The organism is Neorhizobium descurainiae (assembly GCF_051400715.1).
Classification (GTDB): Bacteria; Pseudomonadota; Alphaproteobacteria; order Rhizobiales; family Rhizobiaceae; genus Neorhizobium.
Window position 1 is genome coordinate 246203 of record NZ_JBLFFK010000006.1, and the last position, 25921, is coordinate 272123.

General features: G+C 62.6%; 25 protein-coding genes. 8 read left to right on the forward strand and 17 right to left on the reverse strand.

Annotation, left to right across the window (positions count from 1 at the left end):
- Positions 1-39: 39 nt before the first annotated feature.
- Positions 40-1458, reverse strand: coding sequence for a helix-turn-helix domain-containing protein (locus tag ACMGE0_RS13795; RefSeq protein WP_436816422.1), 1419 nt, complete (start codon positions 1456-1458; stop codon positions 40-42).
- 197 nt (positions 1459-1655) lie between these two features.
- Here ACMGE0_RS13795 and aceA point away from each other — a divergent pair, with 197 nt between their 5' ends.
- The gene (gene aceA, locus ACMGE0_RS13800) at positions 1656-2945 is read left to right on the forward strand and encodes an isocitrate lyase (protein ID WP_436816423.1); all 1290 of its coding nucleotides are present in this window, start codon (positions 1656-1658) and stop codon (positions 2943-2945) included.
- Between the two features lie 66 nt (positions 2946-3011).
- On the forward strand, positions 3012-3251 hold the full coding sequence (locus ACMGE0_RS13805; RefSeq protein ID WP_436816424.1) for an SMc00767 family acetate metabolism repressor: 240 nt from the start codon (positions 3012-3014) through the stop codon (positions 3249-3251).
- A gap of 15 nt (positions 3252-3266) precedes the next feature.
- Here the strand turns inward: ACMGE0_RS13805 and ACMGE0_RS13810 are convergent, their stop codons facing one another.
- A complete protein-coding gene (locus ACMGE0_RS13810; protein WP_436816425.1) occupies positions 3267-4130 on the reverse strand; it encodes a LysR family transcriptional regulator in 864 nt (287 codons plus the stop codon).
- Between the two features lie 91 nt (positions 4131-4221).
- Here ACMGE0_RS13810 and ACMGE0_RS13815 point away from each other — a divergent pair, with 91 nt between their 5' ends.
- On the forward strand, positions 4222-4374 hold the full coding sequence (locus ACMGE0_RS13815; protein WP_436816426.1) for a hypothetical protein: 153 nt from the start codon (positions 4222-4224) through the stop codon (positions 4372-4374).
- A gap of 66 nt (positions 4375-4440) precedes the next feature.
- Here the strand turns inward: ACMGE0_RS13815 and ACMGE0_RS13820 are convergent, their stop codons facing one another.
- Together ACMGE0_RS13820 and ACMGE0_RS13825 are read right to left on the reverse strand one after the other, a co-directional pair.
- A complete protein-coding gene (locus ACMGE0_RS13820) occupies positions 4441-4578 on the reverse strand; it encodes a hypothetical protein (RefSeq protein ID WP_200814079.1) in 138 nt (45 codons plus the stop codon).
- Positions 4579-4723: 145 nt separating this feature from the next.
- Positions 4724-5857, reverse strand: a complete 1134-nt coding sequence (locus tag ACMGE0_RS13825; protein WP_436816476.1) for a BaiN/RdsA family NAD(P)/FAD-dependent oxidoreductase — start codon at positions 5855-5857, stop codon at positions 4724-4726.
- A gap of 177 nt (positions 5858-6034) precedes the next feature.
- On the opposite strand from ACMGE0_RS13825, the gene ACMGE0_RS13830 reads away from it, so the two are divergent.
- The 5 genes from ACMGE0_RS13830 to edd all read left to right on the forward strand — a co-directional run bounded on the left by ACMGE0_RS13830 (position 6035) and on the right by edd (position 13016).
- The gene (locus ACMGE0_RS13830) at positions 6035-7474 is read left to right on the forward strand and encodes a glutamine synthetase family protein (protein WP_436816427.1); all 1440 of its coding nucleotides are present in this window, start codon (positions 6035-6037) and stop codon (positions 7472-7474) included.
- Positions 7475-7484: 10 nt separating this feature from the next.
- A complete protein-coding gene (locus tag ACMGE0_RS13835; RefSeq protein WP_436816428.1) occupies positions 7485-8774 on the forward strand; it encodes an NAD(P)/FAD-dependent oxidoreductase in 1290 nt (429 codons plus the stop codon).
- Positions 8775-8879: 105 nt separating this feature from the next.
- Positions 8880-10352, forward strand: coding sequence for a glucose-6-phosphate dehydrogenase (gene zwf / locus ACMGE0_RS13840; protein ID WP_436816429.1), 1473 nt, complete (start codon positions 8880-8882; stop codon positions 10350-10352).
- A 23-nt stretch (positions 10353-10375) separates the two neighbouring features.
- A complete protein-coding gene (gene pgl, locus ACMGE0_RS13845; protein WP_436816430.1) occupies positions 10376-11074 on the forward strand; it encodes a 6-phosphogluconolactonase in 699 nt (232 codons plus the stop codon).
- 124 nt (positions 11075-11198) lie between these two features.
- Entirely contained in the window at positions 11199-13016 is a 1818-nt protein-coding gene (gene edd, locus ACMGE0_RS13850; protein WP_436816431.1) for a phosphogluconate dehydratase, read from the forward strand.
- Between the two features lie 53 nt (positions 13017-13069).
- On the opposite strand, the gene ACMGE0_RS13855 is transcribed toward edd, so the two are convergent.
- The 13 genes from ACMGE0_RS13855 to ACMGE0_RS13915 all read right to left on the reverse strand — a co-directional run bounded on the left by ACMGE0_RS13855 (position 13070) and on the right by ACMGE0_RS13915 (position 25915).
- Positions 13070-13426: a hypothetical protein gene (locus ACMGE0_RS13855; RefSeq protein WP_436816432.1), complete on the reverse strand. Its 357-nt coding sequence runs from the start codon at positions 13424-13426 to the stop codon at positions 13070-13072.
- A 178-nt stretch (positions 13427-13604) separates the two neighbouring features.
- Entirely contained in the window at positions 13605-14693 is a 1089-nt protein-coding gene (locus tag ACMGE0_RS13860) for an ABC transporter ATP-binding protein (protein ID WP_436816433.1), read from the reverse strand.
- Between the two features lie 21 nt (positions 14694-14714).
- Positions 14715-16370: a beta-galactosidase BglA gene (gene bglA, locus ACMGE0_RS13865; protein ID WP_436816434.1), complete on the reverse strand. Its 1656-nt coding sequence runs from the start codon at positions 16368-16370 to the stop codon at positions 14715-14717.
- A gap of 21 nt (positions 16371-16391) precedes the next feature.
- Positions 16392-17552 (reverse strand): carbohydrate ABC transporter permease, encoded by a 1161-nt coding sequence (locus ACMGE0_RS13870; RefSeq protein ID WP_436816435.1) that lies wholly within the window; start codon positions 17550-17552, stop codon positions 16392-16394.
- Position 17553: 1 nt separating this feature from the next.
- On the reverse strand, positions 17554-18567 hold the full coding sequence (locus tag ACMGE0_RS13875; protein ID WP_436816436.1) for a carbohydrate ABC transporter permease: 1014 nt from the start codon (positions 18565-18567) through the stop codon (positions 17554-17556).
- 129 nt (positions 18568-18696) lie between these two features.
- Positions 18697-20058, reverse strand: coding sequence for an ABC transporter substrate-binding protein (locus ACMGE0_RS13880; RefSeq protein ID WP_436816437.1), 1362 nt, complete (start codon positions 20056-20058; stop codon positions 18697-18699).
- A 138-nt stretch (positions 20059-20196) separates the two neighbouring features.
- Positions 20197-21096 (reverse strand): bifunctional methylenetetrahydrofolate dehydrogenase/methenyltetrahydrofolate cyclohydrolase FolD, encoded by a 900-nt coding sequence (folD, locus tag ACMGE0_RS13885; RefSeq protein WP_436816438.1) that lies wholly within the window; start codon positions 21094-21096, stop codon positions 20197-20199.
- A gap of 118 nt (positions 21097-21214) precedes the next feature.
- Positions 21215-22957 carry a GumC domain-containing protein gene (locus tag ACMGE0_RS13890; protein ID WP_436816439.1) on the reverse strand — a complete coding sequence of 581 codons (1743 nt, stop codon included), beginning with the start codon at positions 22955-22957 and terminating at the stop codon, positions 21215-21217.
- A gap of 94 nt (positions 22958-23051) precedes the next feature.
- The gene (locus ACMGE0_RS13895) at positions 23052-23696 is read right to left on the reverse strand and encodes a hypothetical protein (RefSeq protein WP_436816440.1); all 645 of its coding nucleotides are present in this window, start codon (positions 23694-23696) and stop codon (positions 23052-23054) included.
- A gap of 173 nt (positions 23697-23869) precedes the next feature.
- Positions 23870-24412, reverse strand: coding sequence for a hypothetical protein (locus tag ACMGE0_RS13900; RefSeq protein WP_436816441.1), 543 nt, complete (start codon positions 24410-24412; stop codon positions 23870-23872).
- Positions 24412-24777: a hypothetical protein gene (locus ACMGE0_RS13905; RefSeq protein ID WP_436816442.1), complete on the reverse strand. Its 366-nt coding sequence runs from the start codon at positions 24775-24777 to the stop codon at positions 24412-24414. Before ACMGE0_RS13905 ends, ACMGE0_RS13900 begins: the two co-directional genes overlap by 1 nt.
- Positions 24778-24802: 25 nt before the next feature.
- Entirely contained in the window at positions 24803-25354 is a 552-nt protein-coding gene (locus tag ACMGE0_RS13910) for a rod-binding protein (RefSeq protein ID WP_436816443.1), read from the reverse strand.
- 159 nt (positions 25355-25513) lie between these two features.
- Entirely contained in the window at positions 25514-25915 is a 402-nt protein-coding gene (locus ACMGE0_RS13915; protein WP_436816444.1) for a hypothetical protein, read from the reverse strand.
- Between the last annotated feature and the right edge of the window lie 6 nt (positions 25916-25921).

Consider the following 25921-nt stretch of genomic DNA (forward strand, 5'->3'; position numbering starts at 1 on the left):
TTTTCTCGCCACAAGAGGTAATGTGCGCCGCCACAAAAGCTATTGAAAATCAAACGCGCTGAGACCCGTCACCATTTCGTCAAGTCCGAGCGGGCGCGTGACGGGCGGTTCGGCACGCGAGAGACAGCCCTGCCGCTCGCAAAGGCGACAGGCCGTGCCGGCGAGCACGGCGCCGGGCGGACCCGGCAGCGCCTCCCCATAGACAGTTTCACCCGCATTGCTCAGATCACAGCCGAGAAGCAGGCCCGTGCGGCGGACGCGCTCGCCGAAACCCGCCTGCGGTCCTTCGAGCGTCCGCGACAGCGTGAGAAACGCGCCGCCATCGGGCATCTCGACCCGATCGACGAGGATCTGTCCCGGCTGGGTGAAGGCCGTGTGGATGCCGAGCTTGGGACAGTGCCCGCCGAACCGGGCCTGCGGGAAACCCTGCGTGCCTGCCCGGCGGATGACATTGCCGGCATGATCGAGCTCCATCAGGAAAAACGGAATGCCTGCGGCGCCCGGACGCGCGAGCGAAGTCAACCGGCTCGCCGCCTGTTCGAACGAGACCTCGAAACGGGAGCGAAGCACATCGAGATCGTAACGGGTCCGCTGGGCGGCGGACAGGAAATCGCCGTAAGGCATCATCAGCGCATGGGCGGCATAGCGGGCGAGTTCGAAGCGACCGATACGTCTTGCTTCGTTGGTGGAGAAGACGAGTTCTTCAAGCTCCGCGGCGATTTCGGCCCCAAATGCCAGGAGCGTGACTTCCATGGCCAGTTCGCGCGTGCGATCGAAAGGCGACAGCCGTTCCGACAGAAACAGCCGCATCGAATGGCGGTCGTAACGGCGGCGCAGATTCGGCATGACATGGACAGGAAGCGTGCGGACGACGATGCCGTGTTCGCTCTTCAGCCATGCCTTCAGCGCGCCCGGAAGCTCATCGCCCGCGCCGAACCTGGCGGCGAGAACCTCCGCCGCATCCTCGATGCGCGCAAAGAAATTCGGGCGCCGTTCCAGCGTCTCGCGCACCTCGTCGATCGGCAGGCGCGTGCCGGCGATCGAGGTTTCGTGCCCCTCCCGCGCCAGAAGATCGGCAAGATCGGAGAGCCGCCCGGCCTGTTCGCGATAGGCCCGGTAGAGCTTCATCAGCCCCAGCGCCGCGTTGGGAGCCGCTTCCGCCACTTCGATGATTTCCTGATCTCCCGGAATTTCGCCGGACAGGAGCGGATCGGCAAACACCTCGCGGAGCTGGCTTGCCAGGCCGCCGCCCTCGCCCTGCAGCGCATCGAGATCGACCTTGTAGACGGAGGCCAGCTTCAGCAAGAGCTGGACGGTCAGCGGCCGCTGGTTGCGCTCGATGAGATTGAGATAGGACGGCGAGATGCCGAGCGCCTCGGCCATGGCCGTCTGCGTCAGCCCGAGCCCCAGTCGCACGCGCCGCACGCGAGGGCCTGCAAATATCTTCCTCTCCGCCATTTGTCACCAATTTTACAAGTTCCGATTTTTACTACTTTGACATCTTCACAGAAGCCCTTGTGAAAGACAAGACATCATAACCCTTTTCAGTTTCCCGAAATCGCATCTTTTGTGGCGCTGCAGCATTTCCACCTGTAAAACCAGTCACATGAAAACCGCACCGATGCGGAGAGCAAAAGCCCATGGGAGAGATGGCGATGACAGATTTTTACAAAATGGTTCCAAGCGCGCCGGAAGACCGTTTCGAAGGCATCGAACGCCCCTATTCGGCCGTGGACGTCAAGCGCCTGCGAGGGTCCGCCGATATCCGCTATTCGCTTGCCGAAATGGGCGCCAACCGGCTCTGGTCGCTGCTGCACAAGGAAAACTTCGTCAACGCGCTTGGCGCAATGACCGGCAATCAGGCCATGCAGCAGGTCCGCGCGGGCCTCAAGGCGATCTATCTTTCCGGCTGGCAGGTCGCGGCCGACGCCAACACGGCCTCCGCCATGTATCCGGACCAGTCTCTCTATCCGGCCAATGCCGCGCCGGAACTTGCCCGGCGTATCAACCGCACACTCCAGCGTGCCGACCAGATCGAAACCGCCGAGGGCAAGGGGCTTTCCGTGGAGACCTGGTTCGCGCCGATCGTCGCCGATGCGGAGGCAGGCTTCGGCGGACCGCTCAATGCATTCGAGATCATGAAGGCCTTCATCGAGGCGGGTGCGGCCGGCGTTCACTACGAGGACCAGCTCGCATCGGAGAAGAAATGCGGACATCTGGGCGGCAAGGTGCTGATCCCGACCGCCGCGCATATCCGCAACCTGACCGCCGCACGGCTTGCAGCCGACGTGATGGGCACGCCGACGCTGGTCATCGCCCGCACTGACGCGGAAGCGGCAAAGCTGCTCACCTCCGACATCGACGACCGCGATCGGCCCTTCGTCGACTACGATGCAGGCCGCACGGTCGAGGGCTTCTATCAGGTGAGGAACGGGCTGGAACCGTGCATCGCCCGCGCGATCGCCTATGCGCCCTATTCCGACCTCATCTGGTGCGAGACGTCGAAGCCCGATCTCGAACAGGCACGCAAGTTCGCCGAAGGCGTCCACAAGGCGCATCCGGGCAAGATGCTCGCCTACAATTGCTCGCCATCGTTCAACTGGAAGAAGAACCTGGACGACGCGACGATCGCCAGGTTCCAGCGGGAACTCGGCGCCATGGGCTACAAGTTCCAGTTCATCACGCTCGCCGGCTTCCATCAGCTCAATTACGGCATGTTCGAACTCGCCCGCGGCTACAAGGACCGGCAGATGGCCGCTTATTCGGAATTGCAGGAGGCGGAGTTCGCAGCCGAGGTCCGCGGCTATACCGCGACCAAACACCAGCGGGAGGTGGGCACCGGCTATTTCGATGCCGTCTCGCTCGCGATCACCGGAGGACTTTCCTCCACCACGGCCATGAAGGAATCCACCGAGCACGCGCAATTCCGGCCGGCGGCGGAATAACCATTCGCCCCCCGCATGCGGGGGACAAAACTTCAAGAACCCCGACTAAAAGAGAGGAGAAATGCCATGAACATCCAGACCCATGTCAAGGAACGCGCCGAGGAGCAGGCGACCGCGATGACGCAGGAGCAGCAGGCGGCAGTCCGTACGCTCGCCAATGATCTGCACCGCCTCAACCACGCCATCATGAAGGCAGTGGATGCCGGTGTCTCGGTCGAGTTGATGCGCTCGGCCCGCCACCACGGCGGCGACGGCCATTGGGGGGACCTGATGATCCCGGTCGTGGTCACCAACCGCATCCAGTAGGCGGCAGGTTCATCCCTAAGGCCGCCGGCCGGCAAAAAGCTCGGCGTGCCCCTTGATGAACTTCACCATGCGATCGACCACCGTGCGGATCTCCCGCCGGTGGCGGTCGTCGTTGTTCATCACGATCCACTGGCTGTGGCGAAGGTTCTGAATTTCCTCGCCGACACGCTCCAGCCGCATGTCCTGATCGCCGACGAAACAAGGCAGCACCGCCGTTCCGGCGCCGCCGAGCGCAAGGTCGCGCAACGAACGCGGCCGGTTGACCGTGACGGCGATCCGACCCATTCGCTCCTCATGCGGCCAGCGCAGATAGGCGGAGATCGCATCCTCCTCCGAAACGGCAAGCCAGCGATCGGCAACGGAGGGATGCGCGCTGCGGGCGCGATAGGCGGCGTAGGCGACCTCACCCAGTTTTGTTGTCGCGAGGTTCGGTTCCTCGGGTTCGAAGGCGCGGATGCCGATATCGCTTTCCCGATGCGCGAGGCTGGCGCGCCGTTCGGCGATGAAGAAATCCAGGCGGAAGTCATCGCGATCGGTGCGGATCACCGGAAGATTGCGCGTAAACATCCAGGCGAGCCATGTGCCGCAGGCGACGCGGACCAGCGGCGAACCGGTGCCTTGCTGTTTCCAGCTCTCGATGCGGCGGGCAGCGCCCTCCATTTCCAGAATCTGCGCGAGCAGTGCCGAGCCGTCGGCGGTGGGCCGATAACCGGTCCGGCTGCGGAGGAAGAGCGGTCGGCCGATCGCTTCTTCCAGGTCGAGCATGCGCCGGCCGATCGTCGCGGGGCTCAACCCGGTCGCGCCGGCAGCGCCGGAGAGCCCGCCGTGGCGCGCCACCTGCATGAAAAGCTCGTAGGCGTCCCAGGCTATGTTTTTCATGAGTGAAAAGCATAGCCGGAATTACCCCGTACAAGAAGCAGATTTTTACGTTTAATAGAGGAGATGGCTTTTCGAAAAACGGAGATTTCCGATGTATGAGATCGTCGCCGCCATCCTCTTCACGCATTTCGAAGGGAAGGACAAAGTTGGAGGCCGTTGCGCCGAAGACCGCTTCTACGAGCGCTTCGCCTATCCGGCGCCGCGTTGGCTCGTCAATCTTCTGACATATGGCGGACGTGCGTGAATTCCGGCAGCGCTGGATCAGCGAAACGCTGCATCAGGAAGATCACCTTCGCGGCGAGAGTTCAGTTCAGCCGAACAGGACCGGAACCGAAAGAAGCGCTGCCGTGGCGCCGATTGCGATTGCCAAAAGCCTGAGCCGCCTCAGTTTTGCGTCGTCCTTGACGAGAGCGATGGCGATTGCACGGGCACGGCGGGTTTTCTGCATCGTTCTTGAACCCTAAACACGTTGTTGTCGTTCTTGGCACCCTGCCAACCCGGCAGGCAGCGCATACCAGCCTTAAAGCATGGGATTTGGCTGGCATTAAGGCAGGATGACGGACGCCCATTAAGAAGTATTGAATCATCCTGCCTTACAAATTCTCACCGCAAACATGGCCGGAGGCCCAGGCCCACTGGAAATTATAGCCGCCGAGCCAGCCCGTCACATCCACGCATTCGCCGATGAAATAAAGCCCGGGTACGCTCTTCGCCTGCATGGTCTTGGAATCCAGCCCGGAGGTGTCGATTCCGCCCAGCGTCACCTCCGCCGTGCGATAACCTTCCGAGCCGGCAGGCCGGACCGTCCAGTTCTGGATCGACCCTGCCAGACCCTCGATCGCCTTGTCGGAAAGATCGGCGAGATGCCCCGTGACGTCGCGGTTCTCGACAAAGAACTGAGCGAGCCGCCTCGGCAAAACTTCCGCAAGCACGGTCTGCGCCGCCTGCCGACCGTTCGCCTTGCGGCCGGCCTTGAGTACGGCCGCAATATCGAGATCCGGCTCGATGACGAGCGTGATGTCGTCCCCCTCCCGCCAATAGGAGGAAATCTGCAGGATGGAAGGGCCGCTCAGGCCTCGGTGGGTGAAGAGCAGGGCTTCGCGAAAGGCGGTCTTGCCATGACGGACCTCGGCGGGCACGCCGATGCCGGATAGGGCCGAAAGCTTTTCCAAAAGGTTCGGATCGAGCGTCAGCGGCACCAGTGCAGGCCGCGGCTCGACGATCTGCATGCCGAATTGCCGGGCTATGTCGTAGGCGAAACCGGTTGCGCCCATTTTCGGGATCGACTTTCCGCCGGTGGCAATCACCAGCGACTGCGCCTCCACCGGGCCGTCGGACGTGCCTATGCGGAAACCGTCGGGCGTTTTCTCCACCGTCGTGACCTGCTTCTGCAGTTCGAGGAGGACGTTTGCCGCCCTCATCTCCGAAAGCAGCATCCCGATGATGTCCTTGGCGCTTTCGTCGCAGAAGAGCTGGCCAAGCGTCTTCTCGTGCCAGGCGATTCCATGCGTCTCGACCATGTCGAGAAAATCCCGCGGCGTATAGCGCGCGAGTGCCGACTTGGCGAAATGCGGATTGGCGGACAGGAAATTCTTCGCGCCCGCATGGATATTGGTGAAGTTGCAGCGTCCGCCGCCGGAGATGCGGATCTTCTCGCCCGGTGCCTTCGCATGGTCTAGCACGAGTACGGAGCGCCCGCGCCCGCCGGCGCGAATGGCGCACATCATGCCTGCCGCGCCGGCGCCCAGAACCACCACATCGAATTTCCGCGTCACCCGGCGCTCCTTGTTTCCGAGATGTTGCTGTTTTCGATCGGCCGGTCAAAGTCAATGGCTGCTCCCCCCTCGCCAATCGCCAATCCGTGATTATGATGGGAGTTCCGATCAACCTCACCCCGGTGTGTCATGCCGCAGAAGAAATCCAAACCCGCCCCCGCAATCGGCACCGTGGCGAAAGCTGCCGTTGCCCAACCGACACTCACCTCGCTGCGAGGCGTGACGGACTGGCGGGAGGCCACGGCATGGCTGAGAGCGCGCGGGATCGAGGATGTGGAATGCATCACGCCCGATCTCGCGGGCGTACCGCGCGGCAAGATGATGCCATCGTCGAAATTCACCTCGAACACTTCGCTGGCTTTGCCGTCCGCTCTCTATCGCCATACGATCTCCGGCGAATACCCTGAAGAGACCGGCAATTTCCGCTACGAGCCGCGCGACAGCGATCTCAAGCTGATGCCGGACCTATCGACCTTGTCGGTCGTGCCCTGGGAAACCGATCCGACCGCACAGGTGATCTGCGACATCGTCGACACGGACGGCAAGGCAGTCGCCTATACGCCGCGCAACGTCTTGAAGAATGTCCTGAAGCTCTATCGGGAGCGCGGCTGGAAACCGGTCGTGGCGCCGGAGATCGAATTCTATCTCGTTGCCAAGAACGACGACCCGGATTACCCCCTCCATCCGCCGAAGGGGCGCTCGGGGCGCTCCATCCTCGGCGGCCAGGGCTATTCGATCGCCGGCATCAACGAGTTCGACGAACTGATCGACGACATCTACCACTTCTCGGAAAAGCAGGGCCTCGAGATCGATACGCTGATCCATGAGGAAGGCCCGGCGCAGCTCGAGATCAACCTGCGGCACGGCGATCCGATCGAGCTCGCCGATCAGGTCTTCATGTTCAAGCGCACCATCCGCGAGGCGGCGATGAAGCACGGCATCTACGCCACCTTCATGGCAAAACCCATGCAGGGCCAGGCGGGATCGGCCATGCACATCCACCAGTCGGTCGTCGACATCAAGACGGGCAAGAATATCTTCTCAAATCCGGACGGCTCTCCGTCCAAGGAGTTCTTCCACTTCATCGGGGGTATGCAGGCCTATGTGCCGAAGACGCTCGTGATGATGGCGCCCTATGTGAACTCCTACCGCCGCCTGACGCCGGACATGTCGGCGCCGGTCAATACCGCCTGGGGTTACGACAACCGCACCACCGCCTTCCGCGTGCCGGTTTCGGATGCCGCCGCCCGGCGCGTCGAAAACCGGCTGCCGAGTTCGGACGCCAATCCGTATCTGGCGCTTGCCGCCTCGCTCGGCTGCGGCCTGCTCGGCATCATGAAAGGGGTCGAGCCTGGACCGGCGACCGAGGATACCGCGAATGAAGGCGCGATCGACCTGCCGCGCGGCCTGCTCGAAGCCGTCTCGCTGCTCGAATCCGATCCGGCGCTGGCAGATGTCTTCAGCCCGGAATTCATCGGCCTCTATGCCGGGGTCAAGCGCGGCGAGTTCGAGACCTTCATGCAGGTGATCAGCCCCTGGGAGCGGGAATTCCTGCTTCTCAACGTGTGAGGGCCGTGTCTTGGATTCGTGGCAGAGCCCGATCGCGCCGGGAATCTCCTGGTATCAGGCAACCGTCGGCGAGCGGCCGGCCTATCCGGCCCTCGACGGTTCGAAGACGGTCGATGTGGCGATCATCGGGGGCGGCTATACCGGCCTGCAGGCCGCCTACAATCTGGCGAAGGCAGGCGTTTCCGTAGCACTGATCGAGGCGAGCCGGTTCGGCGACGGCGCCTCCGGTCGCAACGGCGGGCAGATGGGCACCGGCCAGCGCTGGTGGCCCGAGGACCTGGAGAAGGAAATCGGCTACGAACGCTCCAAGGCGCTGTTCGACATGGCGGAGGACGCCAAGCGGCATCTCCTCGATTTCGCCGAAACCCACGGCATCGACATGGATTACATGCCGGGGCAGATGAACGTTTCCCATAAGCCGGGCCACGACAGGGACTACCGGGCGAATGCCGAGATCGCGGCGGAGCGCTACGGCTATCCGCATCTCTCCTTCATGGATGCCCGGGAGACCGCCGAGCGGCTCGGCACGAAGGGGTATTATTGCGGCGTGCGCGACATGGGCACGGGCCACATCCACCCGTTGAAGCTGCTTATCGGGCTTGCCCGCGTCGCGCATTCCGCCGGCGCGCAGATCCATGAGATGACGAAGGCGACAGCCATCCGACAGGCCGGCGGCAAGACATTGGTCGACACCCCCGCAGGCACGCTGACTGCCGACCGGGTGCTGATCGCCACCAACGCCTATATCGGCGATCTGGAGCCGAAAACAGCCGCGCATATCATGCCGATCGGTTCCTTCATCGCCGCCACAGCACCGCTCGATGCCTTTCCGCATGTCATTCCCGGCGGCGAAGCCGTTGCCGATTCGCGTTTCGTGGTGCGTTACTTCCGCAAGAGCAAGGACAACCGGCTGCTCTTCGGCGGTCGGGAGGTCTATTCCTCGCGCGATCCCAAGGATACGGCGAACGCCATCCGCAGGCAGATCGTCGATACCTATCCGGCGCTGAAAGACGTGGAGATCACCCATGCCTGGGGCGGCAATGTGGGAATCACCATGCCCCGCCAGCCTTTCGTGCGCGAGGTTATGCCGGGCGTCACTTCGATCGGCGGCTATTCCGGCCACGGCGTGATGCTGTCAAATTATTGTGGCAAGCTTTATGCTGATATGGTCGCCGGCAAGGCAACCGATCTCGATCACCTCGCCGCGCTCAAAATTCCCGCCTTCCCGGGCGGGCGCCATATGCGGACTCCGCTGCTTTTCCTTGCCCTCACGTGGTTCGCGCTGCGCGACAGGCTCTGACGAGGTCCACGGGGTGCCGCACCATTCAAACGCCCAATTTGGGCTAGCGTTTTTAAATCGATTAGAATAAACATGCCCCCAACCATGCAGGACGAAAGAACAGCGATGAGCAGCCAGATCATCCCAGTCGAACCTTTTGATTGTATCGTCTTCGGCGGTACCGGCGATCTTGCCGAGCGCAAGCTCCTCCCCGCGCTCTATCACCGCCAGATCGAGGGTCAGTTCACCGAGCCCACCCGCATCATCGGCGCCTCGCGCAGCGCGCTTTCGCATGAGGACTACCGCAAGTTCGCGGAGGATGCCCTGAAGGAACACCTGAAGAAGGGCGAATTCGACGAAGCGGAAGTCAAGAAGTTCTGCCAGCGGCTTTATTACGTCTCGGTCGATGCCAAGTCGGATCAGGGCTGGGACGAACTCAAGAAAATCATCGACGACGGCAAGGACCACGTACGCGTCTTCTATCTCGCGGTGGCGCCCGGCATTTTCGGCGCGATCTCGGAGAAGATCCGCGATCACAAGCTGATCACCAAATCGACCCGCATCGTCGTCGAAAAGCCAATCGGCCGCGACCTCGCCTCGGCGCTCGAACTCAACGACACGATCGGCAGGGTCTTCCGGGAGGAGCAGATCTTCCGAATCGACCACTATCTCGGCAAGGAAACGGTGCAGAACCTGATGGCGCTGCGCTTCGCCAACGCCCTCTACGAGCCGCTCTGGAACGCCGAGCATATCGACCATGTGCAGATCACCGTCGCCGAAGCGGTGGGATTGGAAGGCCGCGCCGGTTATTACGACACGGCGGGCGCGCTGCGCGACATGGTGCAGAACCACATCCTGCAGCTACTCTGCCTTGTCGCCATGGAAGTGCCCTCCTCCATGAATTCGGAATCGGTGCGCGACGAAAAGCTCAAGGTGCTGCGCGCCCTCAAGCCGATCACCGAGGCCAATGTCGAGCAGATGACGGTGCGCGGCCAATACCGGGCTGGCGCTTCCGCCGGCGGTCCGGTCAAGGGCTATCTCGACGAGTTGGAGGGCGGCGTCTCGAACACCGAGACCTTCGTCGCCATCAAGGCCGAGATCGGCAACTGGCGCTGGGCAGGCGTGCCATTCTACATCCGCACCGGCAAGCGGCTTACCAACCGGGTCTCCGAGATCGTCATCACCTTCAAGCCGATCCCGCACAATATCTTCGATTCCGGGGCGGGCCGCATCTCCGCGAACCAGCTCATCATCCGTCTGCAGCCGGATGAGGGCGTCAAGCAATCGCTGATGATCAAGGACCCCGGCCCGGGCGGCATGCGGCTGCGCGAAGTCTCGCTCGACATGAGCTTTGCGGAATCCTTCGCCGTACGCAATCCGGATGCCTACGAGCGGCTGCTGACTGACACGATCCGCTCCAACCAGACGCTGTTCATGCGCCGCGACGAAGTGGAAGCCGCATGGCGCTGGGTCGATCCGATCCTGAAGGGCTGGGAAGCGACCGGCCAGCAGGTGCAGGGTTATACCGCCGGCACCTGGGGGCCGAGCCAGGCCATCGCCCTCATCGAGCGCGACGGCCGCACCTGGCATGAAGGCTAAGAGCACGAAGGTTAAAGCAGGCAATGACCGCGAATATGCATGAATTCCCGGATGCCGCAGCACTCGCCGCCGCCTTGGCGGACGAGGTCGTGGAATGCCTTGCCGCCGCGATCGAGGAGCGGGGCACCGCCTCGCTCGCCGTCTCGGGCGGCTCGACGCCGAAGAAATTCTTCGAGGCGCTTTCGAACCGCGATATCGACTGGAGGAGGGTGAGCGTGACGCTGGTCGACGAGCGCTTCGTGCCGGCCGACAACCCGCGCTCCAACCATCTCCTCGTTTCGACGCATCTCTTGAAGGACAAGGCGGCAGCGGCGAACTTCATTCCGCTCTATTACGACTGTTCCTCGATCGAGGAAGCGGCGAGAATAGCGACGGAGAAGACCGCCGATATCGGCAATCCTTTCGACGTGGCGATCCTCGGCATGGGAACGGACGGGCACACGGCCTCGTTCTTTCCGCACGGCAACAATCTGCAGCGAGCGCTCGACCTTTCCGGACCGCGCGGCGTGCTGACGATGGAGGCGGAAGGGGCCGGCGAAGAGCGGCTCACCTTCTCCTTCGCAAGCCTTTCGGATGCTCGCCTGCTGGCGCTCCATATCGAAGGCCAGGGCAAGAAGGATGTGCTGGAAAAGGCGAAGGCCGGCGCCGACGAGGCCGAAATGCCGATCCGTGCTGTGCTGAACCGCGCCGCTTCGCCGCTTCAGATCTATTGGGCGCCGTGACGCCCCTATATCCGCCGGCGACCCCGGCATCGGAGTTTCAATAGGAGCAATCCCGGTGGCTTGAAGGCCTTCTCGAAGGTCCGCGGCCTCTCCCAGGCCGGGATTGACCAGAGAGGACAAGACCATGGCCGCCCATCCCAGCATCGAGGCGATCACCGCCCGTATCGTCGAACGATCGAAACCGCATCGCGAAGCCTATCTCGACCGCGTCCGTCGGGCGGCCTCCCGAGGTCCGCACCGCTCCGTCCTCTCCTGCGGCAATCTCGCGCATGGCTTCGCGGTCTGTTCCCCCGCCGAGAAGGAAGCCCTCGCCGGAGACGTCGTCCCGAACCTCGGCATCATCACCGCCTATAACGACATGCTCTCGGCCCACCAGCCCTACGAGACCTTTCCGCCGATCATCCGGGAAGCGGCGCGGGAGGCTGGCGGCATCGCGCAGGTCGCCGGCGGCGTGCCGGCCATGTGCGACGGCGTCACGCAGGGCCAGCCGGGCATGGAGCTTTCGCTCTTTTCCCGCGATGCGATCGCCATGGCGGCCGGCATCGGCCTGTCGCACAACATGTTCGATGCGGCCGTCTTCCTCGGCATCTGCGACAAGATCGTGCCGGGGCTCGTCATCGCCGCGCTGAGCTTCGGCCACCTGCCGGCGGTGTTCATCCCGGCCGGGCCGATGACGTCCGGGCTTGCGAACGACGAAAAGTCGCGCATCCGCCAGCTCTATGCGGAAGGCAAGGTCGGCCGCGCCGAACTGCTGGAGGCGGAATCCAAGTCCTATCACGGCCCGGGCACCTGCACCTTCTACGGCACCGCGAACTCCAACCAGATGCTGATGGAGATCATGGGCTTCCATATGCCCGGCGCCTCCTTCGTCAATCCCGGCACGCCGCTGCGTGAGGCGCTGACCCGCGAGGCCGCCAAGCGGGCGCTGGCGATCACGGCGCTCGGCAACGAATTCACGCCGGCCGGCGAGATGATCGACGAACGTTCGATCGTCAACGGCGTCGTCGGCCTGCATGCGACCGGGGGCTCGACCAACCACACCATGCATATCGTCGCCATGGCGCGCGCCGCCGGCATCCACCTCACCTGGCAGGATATTTCCGAGCTCTCCGACGTCGTGCCGCTGCTCGCCCGCGTCTATCCGAACGGACTTGCCGACGTGAACCATTTCCATGCAGCCGGCGGCATGGGTTTCCTCATCAAGCAGCTGCTCAAGAAGGGCTACCTGCACGACGACGTCCGCACCGTCTTCGGACAGGGGCTCGAAGCCTACACGGTCGAGGCCAAGCTCGACGCCAACGGGCAAGTAGTGCGCGAACCGGCGCCGGACAAGAGCGGGGACGCGAAGGTCCTGGCCACGATCGACGCGCCTTTCCAGCCGACCGGCGGGCTCAGGATGCTGAAGGGCAATATCGGCAAGGCCGTCATCAAGACCTCGGCCGTCAAGCCGGAGCGCCATGTCGTCGAAGCGCCAGCCATCGTCTTCCACGGCCAGCAGGAGCTGCAGGACGCCTTCAAGCGCGGCGAACTCAACCGCGATTTCATCGCCGTCGTGCGCTTCCAGGGCCCGAAGGCGAACGGCATGCCGGAACTCCATCGTCTCACCCCGCCCCTCGGCGTGCTGCAGGACCGCGGCTTCAAGGTGGCGCTCGTCACCGACGGGCGCATGTCGGGCGCTTCGGGCAAGGTGCCGGCGGCCATCCACATCACACCGGAGGCCTCCGACGGCGGGCCGATCGCCAAGATCAGGGACGGCGACATCATCCGGCTCGACGCGGTCGCCGGCACGCTGGAAGTGCTGGTGGATGCCGCGGAATTCGCGGCCCGCACACCGGCCGCGGCCGACCTTTCCGAGAACGAGTTCGGCATGGGCCGGGAGCTCTTCGCCGCTTTCCGCCGCAATGTCGGCCATGCCGACCAGGGCGCCAGCGTGTTTGCCTGACGCAAAAAGGGCGGCTTTCGCCGCCCATCGTCTTCTTGAAAATCGTTCGATACCTACCAGGCCCGGATATCGATCGTCCGGTCGCGATGGTTCGGGTGGGTGGAAAAGACGAAGATGCGGTTCATCTCCTTTTCCGACAGCAAGCGGAGGAAACGGACCTCGATCGTATTGTTGGCGAAGGTCTTCATCAGCAGACAACCGATCTTGGTGATGCGCGCATCCGGGATGTCGAGATAGAACTGCTGCGGCAGGTTGTACTGCGTGAGGATGCCGATGACGGCGCCGCTTCGGGAGATGCGCAGTATGTCGCAGCGGCGCTGCGCCATGTTCATCACGCCCTTCTCCGTATACTCGATACGAGCGTTATTCATCGTGTCTTCCATCTTGAACCGGTTTTCCCGGTCGTACATGAAAGACTCTTCCTTGTTCAAAAAGTGCTTTTTGTTATCTGGAGCCGCACCCACGACATCCCTCCTTCTCTTAATAAGAAAAGGCTAGCCGGCGAACTTTAACAGAGCGTTTTGAAGTCTAGCCTTGGAAAAACTGTGACCAACTCTTGCCCGAATATGGTGAACGGTTGGTTATCCTTCAGATGCGAAAAGTCTTACCTTCCGCATCGAAAAGATGCAGCTTCTTCGGATCGGCCGAAAAACGTATCGTTTCGCCCTTCGTTACATTCAGAATGCCGGGGATCTTGGCGATGATCGGCTCGCGATCGGCGAGGCCCTCGATATAGAGCAGCGTCACCTCCCCGAGCGCCTCGACGATGGAAATCCGCCCTTCGAAGAGGTAATCCTCGCCGGTCGCGACCGAAAGGTCTTCCGGGCGCACGCCAAAGCTTGCCGCCTTGCCCTTTTCAGAGGCGCCGGTCGCCACCGGCACGCGCACCGACTTGCCGCCCTTCAGCGAAACCGTGGTCGCCTCGCCGGTATCCGTGACCGTCGCCGGGATGATGTTCATCGCCGGCGAGCCTATGAAGCGGGCCACGAAAAGGTTCTGCGGGCGTTCGTAGAGCTCCAGCGGAGCGCCGACCTGCTCGATGCGGCCGGCCGAAAGCACGACGATGCGATCGGCAAGCGTCATTGCCTCCACCTGATCGTGGGTTACGTAGATCATCGTCGTGTCCGGCATCTGCTCCTTGAGCTTGGCGATCTCGATGCGGGTCGCGACGCGTAGCGCCGCATCGAGGTTCGAGAGCGGCTCATCGAACAGGAAGACCTTGGGATCGCGGCAGATGGCGCGGCCGATCGCGACGCGCTGCCGCTGGCCGCCGGAAAGCGCCTTCGGCAGGCGGTCGAGATAGGGCGTGAGCTGGAGGATTTCGGCCGCCGAACGGACGCGGCGATCGACCTCCTGCCTGCTCTCGCGGGCGATCCGCATGCCGAAGGCCATGTTGTCGTAGACCGTCATATGCGGATAGAGCGCATAGGACTGAAAGACCATGGCGATGCCGCGCCGGGAGGGCGGCACCTCGTTCACGAGCTGGCCGTCGATATGCATCTCGCCGCTGGTGATGCTCTCAAGCCCGGAAATCATGCGCAGAAGCGTGGACTTGCCGCAGCCCGAGGGGCCTACGAAGACCACGAACTCGCCCTGGCTGATTTCCAGATCGATGCCGTGCAGCACCTTCACCTGGCCATAAGCCTTGCGGATATCCTTCAGAACGACGCCAGCCATGATCTTCCTCCCCTTTTTCCTCTATGCGTGGCGGGCGAAGAACGCCCCCCAGGCCGGTAGCTCCACGCGCCTGCCCTCCAGCCCGCTTTCGAAACCGTGGCCGGTCAGCACGTCCCAATCGCCGACCGGCAGATCGGCTACGGCCGGCGCAGCGCTCATGTTGAATAGGCAGAGCACCGTCTCGTTGCCATATTGCCGCTTATAGCCCAACACCGCGCCGTCCTCAGGCAGGAACAGGATATCACCTTTGGCGAAGGCCGGATGCTGCTTGCGGAAAGCCAGAAAGCGGCGATATTGCTCCAGCACCGAGGCCGGATCGCCATATTGGGCGCTGACCGCCCGGAGCTGGTGCTCGACCGGGATCGGCAGCCAGGTCTTTTCAGCGGTCGAGAACCCCGCCTGCAGCGCCTGCGCGTCCCAGACCATCGGCGTGCGGCAGCCGTCTCGTCCCTTGAATTCCGGCCAGAACTGGATGCCGTAAGGGTCCTGCAGGTCGGCATAGGCGATATCCGCTTCGGTGAGCCCCAGTTCCTCGCCCTGATAGATGCAGACCGACCCGCGCTGCGTCATCAGGATGGCGGAGATCATCCTGGCGTAACTGTCGCGATCAAGGACGTCCTGCCCCCAACGGCTGACGTGGCGCACCACGTCATGGTTCGAGAAAGCCCAGCAGGCCCAGCCGTCGGGAGCGGCAACGGAGAAGGCATTCTGCACGTCGGCAACGCGCGACGGCACCAGCGGATCCGGCGCCAGGAACTCGAAGGCGTAGCACATGTGCATCTTGTCGTTGCCGGACGTGTATTCGCCGACGATCTGAAGACCGCGCTGGCTGTCACCCACTTCGCCGACCGCCGCGATCGCCGGAAACTCGTCCAGCACGGCGCGAAAGCGCTGCAGGAATTCCAGGTTCTCCGGCCGGTTCTTGTCGTATAGATGTTCCTGGAAATTGTAGGGATTGACTGCCGGGGCCGTCGAGGCGTTGCGCCGGGAAGGTTCCAGCGCCGGGTTGTCGCGCAATTCCTTGTCGTGGAAATAGAAATTGATCGTATCGAGCCGGAAGCCGTCGACGCCGCGCTTCAGCCAGAAGCGGGTCATGTCGAGCAACGCGTCCTGAACCTCGGGATTATGGAGGTTCAGGTCCGGCTGCGAGGTCAGGAAGTTGTGCATGAAATACTGCATGCGGGTGGGGTCCCACGCCCATGCGGACCCGCCGAAGATCGACAGCCAGTTGTTGGGCGGCGTGCCGTCCGGCTTGGCATCGGCCCAGACATACCAGTCCGCCTTGGGATTGAAGCGGCTCGAGCGGCTTTCGATGAACCAGGGGTGCTGGTCCGAGCTGTGCGACATCACGAGGTCGATCATCACCTTGATGCCGAGCCGGTGGGCCTCGGCGATCAGCCCGTCGAAATCCGAGAGCGAGCCGAACATCGGATCGACATCGGTGTAGTTCGAGACGTCGTAGCCGAAATCCCGCATCGGCGACGGGAAGAAGGGGGAAATCCAGATGGCGTCGGCGCCCAGTGCGGCCACATGCGGCAGGCGCGCGGTAATGCCTTTGAGATCGCCGATGCCGTCGCCATTCGAATCCTGAAAAGAACGCGGGTAAATCTGATAAATAACGGCTCCACGCCACCAGTCCTTGTCCGGCGCTGCGGAAGCTTCTGCGGAAATGCTCATTCAAAATCCTATTGTTCGAGGTCAGCCGCCCTTGACCGAGCCGGCAAGCAGCCCGCGGACGAGATATCGCTGCAAGCCAAAAAACACCAAAAGCGGCACAAGAATGGAGATGAAGGCCGAAGCGGTCAGAATTTCCCATCTTCCACCCATCGAGCCCAGAAGCGCGTTCAGGGCGCCGGTGAGGACGAGCTGTTCCCTGTTGGTCCCGAGGAAGACCATGGCAACGAGGAGGTCGTTCCAGGTCCACAGGAACTGGAAGATGGAAAAGGACGCGAGAGCCGGGAACGACAGCGGGAGGATAATCTTGACGAAAATCTCAAAATCGCTCGCGCCGTCCACGCGGGCGGATTCGATGATCTCCTTCGGCAGGCCGGCAATGTAATTGCGCAGGAGATAGATGGCGAGCGGCATGCCGAAAGCGGAATGCGCCAGCCAGATACCGGCGTAACTTCGCGAGGGTACGCCGAAGAAGGCGCCGATCTCGTTGTACATGCGCAGCAGCGGGATGAGCGACATCTGCAGCGGCACGACGATCAGCCCGACCACCATGGCGATGATCAGCGCGCGGCCGGGAAATTCCATCCAGGAGAGCGCATAGGCCGCGAAGGCGGCAATCAGGATGGGAATGATGGTCGAGGGAATGGCAACCGTGAGCGAATTGACGAAAGCCTGGCCGATCCCCTGCGAGGTGAGCACGGTATTGTAGTTCTGAGTGGTGAAGGTCGGCGGCGTCGCGACCTGCAGGTAGACGCGCCGGCCGCGCTCGCCTTCGAACGGGCCGTTCTTCGTATAGGTATAGCTGCCGTCCTCGTTGACGGTAAGCGTCTCCCCTTCCCCGAGATCTGCCGCCTGGCCGGCCTCGAACTCCGCAGGTGCGGCGACGCGGGTGCCGAAAGCCCTGACGGTTCCGCCCTGCCCCTCCTCGAAAACCGAACCGGATATGACGTAGTTCGCCCCCTCCTGCCGGGCGGCGGAGGGGTCCGCCAATCGCGAAGCCGTGGTCTGGGAGGCACTGCTGAAGGCGGTCCACCAGCCGGAGGACGTGATCTGCACCGGATCGCGGAAAGAGGTGACGAGGATGCCGAGCGTCGGGATCAGCCAGATGATGCAGATCAACAGCACCGACAGATGGACGATGAGGCGCGGAAGGCCGACGCGGCGGAGACTGGCGACAGCATTCATCTCAATGGCCTCCCATTTCCTTGTTCGCCTGGCGGATGTTCCAGATCATGATCGGCGTCACGGCCGCCATGATGACAAGAGCGATGACGGCACTTCGGCCGGAATCGCCCCCGCCGCGGAACATCCAGTCGAACATGAGATTTGCGAGCACCATCGTGTTCCATTGGCCGTTGGTCATGGTCAGCACGATGTCGAAGACCTTCAGAACCAGGATGGTGATGGTCGTCCAGACGACGGCGATCGTCCCCCAGATCTGCGGCACCATGATCTTCCAGAAGATCTGCCAGCCGTTGGCGCCGTCGATGACGGCCGCCTCGATCGTCTCTTCGGGAATACCGCGCAGCGCCGCCGACAGGATGACCATGGCGAAACCGGTCTGGATCCAGATCAGGATGACCATCAGGAAGAAGTTGTTCCAGAAGGGCATCGATATCCAGACCTGCGGATCGCCACCGAAGAACTGCACGAGAGCGTTCAGAAGGCCGATCTGGGTCTCGCTGCCGCCGCGGTACTCGTAGACGAATTTCCAGATGACCGAAGCGCCGACGAAGGAGATCGCCATCGGCATGAAGACGAGGCTCTTGGCGATGTTGCCCCACCAGATGCGGTCGGTCAGCACGGCGATGACGAGGCCGAAGAAGGTGCAGGCGGCCGGCACGACGGCAAGCCAGAGGATGTTGTTGAAGATCGACTGGCGGAACTGCCCGTCGAAAATCGCCCAACGGTAATTCGCAAGGCCGACGAAATTGACACCGCCTCGATCGTAGAAGGACAGGATGAAGGTCGCGACGACCGGATAGACCAGATAGACACCCAACAGGATCAGCGCCGGTCCCATGAACAGCCAGGGGCGGACGACCGCCCGGCGATTGAGGTTGACCGACGCCGCCCGGACATTCTCCTTCGGTACCGGGAAGACGATCTGGAGCAGCTTGTCGGAGAGCCAGTAATACAGCGCGCACGCAAAAACGCCGGCGATCACCACGCCGACGGCCGAGACGATCTGCGATATCATGTCCCCTCCTTAAGTCCAGCTATCCCGATCGGACGCTGGTTGTTGGCGGCTTGCCGCTCGCTATTGTGATCGAAGAATAATCCGTAGGCGAGAGCCGCGCCGGCGCTGCCCGGCGCGGTGAAATGAGCCTTATTTCAAGCCGTCCCAGGCCTTTTGGATATCGGACGCGACCGTCTTGGCGTCCTTGCCGCCGACATAATCGATCATGCCCGTCCAGAAGGCGCCGGCACCGATCTTGCCAGGCATCAGGTCCGAAGCGTCGAACCGGAAGGTGGTGGCGGAGGTGAGGATTTCCCCCTGCTTCTTCAGCGGCTCGTTGGCATAGGCTTCGAGATTGACGCCTTTGTATGGGGTGAGGAAGGCGGCCTGCGCCATCCAGACCTCATGGGCGATCGGCGTCTTCAGGAATTCGATGAACGCCTTTGCGGCAGGCGAATCCCTGGTGATGGCGATGAGCGTGCCCGCGCCGAGAACCGGCGTGCCGAGCTCCGGCTTGGAGGCATAGGTCGGCAGGTAGAAGAAGTCCGCATCGGTGCCCAGCTTCTTGTCCGGCGGGAAGAAGGACGAGATGAAGGACGCCTGGTGATGCAGGTAGCATTTCGGCGGGATGTCGAAGAGGCCTTTCGGGCTGTCGCGGAAATCCGTGGAGGCGACGGCCGCAACGCCACCGCTCACATACTCCTCGTTCTTGGCGAACTTGCCGAATTCCTCAATGGCGCCGACGACAGCCGGGTCGTCGAATTTGATGTCGTTCTTCACCCATTTGTCATAGGTCTCGGGAGACTGCGTGCGCAGCATCATGTCCTCGACCCAGTCGGTCGCCGGCCAGCCGGTCGCGCCACCCGAACCGAGACCGATGCACCACGGAACCCCGCCATCCTCGACGATCTGGTCGCTGAGCTTGATCAGGTCCTCCATGGTCTTCGGGACCTCGTAACCGGCCTCTTCGAAGTTTTCGGGGACATACCAGACGAGTGATTTCAGGTCGGCCTTGAAGGGGAATGCAAAATAGGCCGTCTGGCCGTCCTTGCCCGGATACATGCCGAGATCGACCCAGGACTGGCCGGCGCCGTAGTTTTCCTTCACCCAATTCGCGGTCTCATCGCTAAGCGGCGTGAGAAACCCCTTGGCGGCGAGGTCCGTCAGAAGACCGGGCTGCGGAATGATGGCGATATTCGGAGGCGAGCCGGCCTGGGTATCGATGACGATCTGCTGTTCGTAGTTTTCCGAGGAGGAATAGCGGCCGTCGACGCCGGTCGCGGCATTGAAATAGGCGAGCACGCTGTTGAACAGGATCTCGTCCTCGCCGCGCCACGGGCCGAACAGGGTCAGGCCTTGTCCTTTCAGATCCGCATGGGCGGCCTTGAAATCCTCATAGCTCTTCCAATTGAAACGCGCGTCCTGCCCCGGCGGAAATTTCAGCTCCTGGGCGCCGGCGCTGCCCGCTATCAAAACCGCGAGCGCCGTGCCGATCCAAAATGATGTCTTCATGAAATAATCCTCCCATTGCCCCGGCTTTTGCTACTCTGCCGAGAGTTCCAAGACATGGGAAGAGATTTAACGCGCTCTCGGAGGAGTCAACCCCTCCGAAAGCGTCATAAGAAGATAGGGAAAAGCGCCACTTCGGCGTCAGAATTTCGGCGGCGCCTTACCAGCGCTGCGATAAGCGGCGATCACCGTATTGGCCATCAGCATGGCTATCGTCATGGGACCGACGCCGCCCGGAACGGGCGTGATGGCACCCGCGACCTCGGCGGCCTCCGCATAGGCGACGTCGCCGACGAGGCGGGTCTTGCCCTCGCCCTTGTCGGGGGCGGCGACACGGTTGATGCCGACGTCGATCACGGTGGCGCCGGGCTTCACCCAATCGCCCTTCACCATCTGCGGACGCCCGACGGCGGCGACGAGGATGTCGGCGTTGCGGCAGACGGCGGCGAGGTCCTTCGTCTTCGAATGCGCCATGGTGACGGTCGCGTTGGCGGCAAGCAGCAGCAGGCCCATCGGCTTGCCGAACAGATTGGAGCGGCCGACGACGACGGCGTTCAGGCCGGAGAGGTCACGGCCGTGTATACGATTGACGAGCAACATGGCGCCCGCCGGCGTGCAGGAAATGAGGCCGGTTTCCAGGTCACCTGTGGCGATCTTGCCGGCATTGACGACGTGCAGACCGTCGACGTCCTTTTCCGGCGAGATCGACAGGATGACCGGCTCGGCGTTCAGATGCTTCGGCAAGGGAAGCTGGACCAGGATGCCGTGCACGGCGGGATCGGCGTTAAGCTCGGCGACGAGCTTTTCGAGCTCTTCCTGCGTCGTCTCTTCCGGCAGGCTGTGCTGGATCGAGTTGAAGCCGCACTGCTTGGCCATCTTGCTCTTGGAATTGACGTATGCATGGCTTGCCGGATCGTGACCGACGATGACCACCGCGAGACCCGGCTTGACGCCCGTTTCCTTCTCCAAGGTGCCCGCCGCCTCGGTCACGGCCGCGATAACGGATGCCGCCGCCTCTTTTCCATCGATCACCACAGCCACGCGCGCCTCCCGCTTGAAACCGTTGCCAATGTATACATCGGGCATGGATGAAATCTGCCCGCCAACGCCTATGCTGGTCGCAGACGGCAAATGCAAGCGGATTCGATGTCGCAGGCGCTTATCTTCTCGCCGCGCTTCGGCGGGCTGAATACAACTGCACGCGTTCGCGCAACTCCGCCATCTCGCGGCGGAGTTCCTCCAGTTCCTCCGCCTTGCGGCTATCCTCATGGGAGAAGCGCGGCATCGTGTAGGACGGCGTCTCAGAAAAACGGCCGGATATTGCGGCCGCAACCAGCGGCGGCAGATCGGCCTCTGGAATAGGCCGGCGATTGGCCATCAGCATTTCCCGGATGTGGTCCGCAAGCGGGCTGTCGTTGGCCGGCGCCGGATAGCGCGGACGCGAAGGCGATTGCGGCTCGTTGTACGCCGGTTCGCGAGAAACCGGATCGTCATCCGCAAAGGCGCCTTGCTGCTCTGAGAGGGTTTCCGGCCAATGCTGGTCGATGGCCAAGTCCGCGTCGTCCGCCGGGTCGGATTCCGCTTCATCGGCCATGTCCGCCGGCAGCGGCTTGCGCCGCGTGAAGAAAGCGAGCGCAACGCCGAGGCAGAAGCCGATCAGCGCCCCGCCGCCGGATATGTCGGCGAGCGAGGGACCAAGCGCCCGCGCGCTTTCGGCGGCGGCCGGGGCCAGAACTTCAACCCTTGCGGCGGGCACTTTGGTCCCCGGTTCGGAGCGATGAAGCGCTTCAAGATAGTTCCGGCGCGCCTCGTCGGCCGCGGCTTCGAGTGCCGCAAGCCTTGCGGCGGATCCGGCGATCTCCTTGTCGTTCGGCTTCTTCGCCTGCTTCGCCTTGAGCTCGGCCAGATGCTTTGCGGCGGCGCCCTCCTGCTGGCGAAGCGACGCCGCAAGCTGTTTCAGGGCCGTCTGGATATCAGAGCGCGCGGCTTCCAATGCCGCCTGGGCTGCAAGCAGCTGCGGATGGCGCGGGCCGAGATTGCCCGAAAGTTGATCGACCGCGAGCTTGGCCTCGACATGCCTTTGCCGCTGATAGTCGAGGCCGGTATATTCCAAACTATCCGGCAACGGCTTGTTCAGCACGTCCTCCAGCTTCATCGCGGAAGCCTGCGCCGCCTTCTGCTTCAGGTCCGCAAGCTGAGCTTCCGCATCGGCGATCTCCGCCGCGAGCTGACGGCCTTCGTTTTCCGCCCGGCGCAGCTCCGAAAGCTTCTGTTCGCCCGTCTCCCCGATGAAGCCGGAAAGGGCCGCTTCGGCGCGTTCAAGCGTCTGACGGAGTTTCTCAACCAACGGATCAAACGTGCCGGCACCTGCGGCGGCGATCCGATCGTGGAAGCTGTCGCCGACCATGTTGGCGACCCGCGCCGCCATATCCGGTTCCGACGCCGTCGCGGAAATGGCAAGCTGACCGGTGCGGCGGTCATAGGTGGCCGCGATCGCCTGTGAAAGCCGATCCCGCAACCGGCTCTCAGCCTGCGCCACGGTCGTTTCCTCGCCGGAGACGATATCCGACATGACCTGCGCCGCACTCGGTCGATCGACGGAAAACTCGCTGCCGCGCCCGAGATTGAGCGCGCGGATGAGATTGTCGAGGCTCGCCTTCGAACGCAGCGCCGCCACGGCATCGCTCACCGCGCTCTCGCTTGCCGCATCGATCTGCAGACGGGTTTCCGCCTCGAATTTCTGCGGCACCGCTTCAACGAAGAGGAGCGGCAGGAGGCCGCCGGCCAATGTGAGAGCGCCCGCCTTGAGGAAAGCTGACCGCATTCCGGCCAGCATGGACCCGGCGCGCATCGCCGCCGGCTGGAGGTTTCGGTCTTCGCTGATTTTTGCCGATTGATACATGGGATGACCGCGCTAGCCCGGGCTGCCGGCATCCCGCAGACAGCCTGTTGATTAAGGCAGTCTAAATTATTATGGCAAAGAAAGAGTTAACTCGTCAGGCGAAGGACGGCTCGACCGAGGTCATCCCCGCGTTCTCGGCGGCGCGGGCGGGCTTGCTCGCGATGAACCCGGACAAGCCGGCTCCCGCCATCACTACTAGCCCGGCGCGGACCGACGCAAGCCGGCGTCCGATCCGCCTTTCCTCCGCAAAGCGCGGCGCGTCGACGATGACCAGATCGAAGTGCTGTCCGGTTTCCTGATCCGGAGCGATCGCCACGATGTCGTGCCAGGGCGCATGCCGGACGAAATGATCCCGAAGCGCCTCGATACGGTCGATATCCTCGCCGGCGATGCCGATCCGACGGCCCTTTTCAAGGAAAGTGAGCAAAGCGGGCACGAATGTATTCACCGAGAAGCGGATCGGCACCGGCCTTTCCAGCAGCGCCTTCATCAGGAAGCCAAACGCCCGCCCGCCGGATGGCAACAGCATCCCGCGGCGCAATTCATCGCGATAGCCGGCATCGATCGCCTGGCGCAAAGCCGTCCGCGCGTCGAGGAATGCCAGCGTCGTGCGATTGCCCTGCAGCGAAATCAGACCTTCAATGAGCCCGAGAGTTGCGGTCCATCCGAGATCGCAGACGCGCAGGCCGAACAGGGTTCGGGGCGGCGCGGAAATTAGGAATTCTCCCGATGCGTTCATCGATACGTTCCACTGAGGGGCGGCAATCTCCCGATACCTCTAGCAGGACACCCTGAACCCTCATTTAAACCGATCGTTAAAATGCCGGCGATCCGTGTATTTCCGGGACTGCTGAAATGAAAAAGCCGGCCATGACGGCCGGCTCTGCGAACTTCGAAACTGGGGAACGCCGTTCAGTGGGCTGCCGGCTGCTGCGGCGCATCGATCTTCACGCCTTCGACGATCTTCTGGCCCGGGTTCGGATTCTTGTTGCCGCGCGAGGCATTGTTGCGGATGTCCTCCTTCGACAGGTAGTCGAGCTGTTCGACCAGCACTTCCGCCACCAGCCCTTCACCAAGCTTGCTGTTCATGTCGTCCTTGATGCTCGAGCGGAACTTCTCGAGATCGAAGGCTCCCGGCTTGCTGAGATCGACCATCTTGTTGCCGATCAGCAGCGTGAAAAGCCCGTCGGTCGTCAGCTCGGTGATGGGAAGCTTGACGTTCCTGATCTTTTCCTTGTCCATCATGAACGAGACGCGGCTCAGGAAATAACCGGTGATCGCGCCGTTCGAGATCACCGGAATGGTGATCGATTCGCCGCGCACCAGTTCCTGCATCTCTTTCCGCCTGGCCTCCTCATCCACCGGCGCAGGCGCGGCGGACATCTGCACGGAGAAATACACTGCCCCGAGCGTGACGATGCAGACCCATAGACCCGTGAGAAGGAGCTTGACCATCAGGCCTCGCCGTAAGTGAACTGTTCCTGGGTATAGGTGCCGTCGCCGTCGGCGTCGCGGGCAGCGCTCTTCAGGAGATCGGCGACTGCGCGTACAGCATGCAGGTGGGCCTCGACCCGCCGGGCGTTGAGGGCCAGCTTTGCCTTCAGGCCGTGCATCTGGTCGATGTAGCCGACGGCCAGTTCCTTCGGATTGGTGCCGCGGAACAGCATGGTCAACTCATAAAGGCAACGGCTCTTGTGGGCGTTCGACACCTTGAGGTCGAATTCCGGATCGCGGCCAAGCCTCTGATTCTCGTTGTCGATTATCATCTCCAGCCGGCCGAGCACGGTCTTGATGCGATAATCATTCGAAACGACTTCCATATTTTCTGCCCCAGTCTGAATCATGTCAGGCCTCACTCTTCTTGCCGACGCCGAGAATCTGACGTTCGAAATCGGTAATCATGCTCATTGCGCGGCTGCGGTCATTCTCGTCGGTATTGGCGTTGACCATGCCATGCCGTTCGGCCCGGGCGAGCGCCTGCGAATACATCTGCTCGGCAATGCCGACACCGCCCTTCTTGGACATCTCGTCGGCGATCTGCTCGGCCATCATGCTTTTCCAGAACTCGCCGGCCGATCCTTTGCCGTAAACCTCCTCGGTCTCCTTGGGGAGCATGGAATTCACGAAGGTCTGCAGTACCGAGGCCTCGAACTTCCGGTATTCGTCCGGCATTTCGGCAGCCTTCTTCGGCGCTTGCGGATTGCCGAGGCCTGCCTTGGTGGCCGGCGTGTCGATGATATCCATGGCGGCGCCGAAACCCTTGCCGGCATCCGCAAGGCTGGTCGCGGCAAAGGCCGCCTTGTGCGCCTTCAGCTTAGCCTGCGCCTCTTGAACGGCAGTGGGGTCGGCGGCGCGAACGACGTCCAGAACCAGATCGCTCGGAGGTGAAATCGCCACGTCAGCTCCTTTCATGACTTCCATGAACCGCATCCAAAAGACGCAAGGCACACGGCAACAGTTTGAATCCGGCAGATGATCCATCCGGCGTCGATCGGCCGGGCGGTCAGTGCGTTGAAGGGAACTATGCCGTTCGAAGCTTGCTGGAGGCTGGCGCAGCTATTTGGTCAACTGGATGCCCAGAGTGATCTCGATGAGCTCGTAGATGGAATTGTCGGCCGCCTCGCGGTCTTCGTGATCGCGGACTTCCTTCATGTTTTCCTCCAGGCGGTCCCCCTTGGTGCGTTCCTTGAGGACTTTCATTTCCTGGAGCTGCTGGACGCCGGCAAGCTGCCGCTCCTTTGTCGTCAGCCGCCCGAAGCGCTCGGCATAATGCTGCGAGAACTGCCGGTGCACCGGTTCCATCGAGCCGATCGCATCGATGACCTCCTCCATCGACTGGTTGACCTCGGCGCGGTGGCGGGTCGTCGCCGCGAGCTCGTGCTCGGCCATCTTCTCGATATGCCGCTGCACCGTCACCAGGCGCTTCAGCTTGTCCGACCGCTTGACTGGCCCCGCCATGATCGC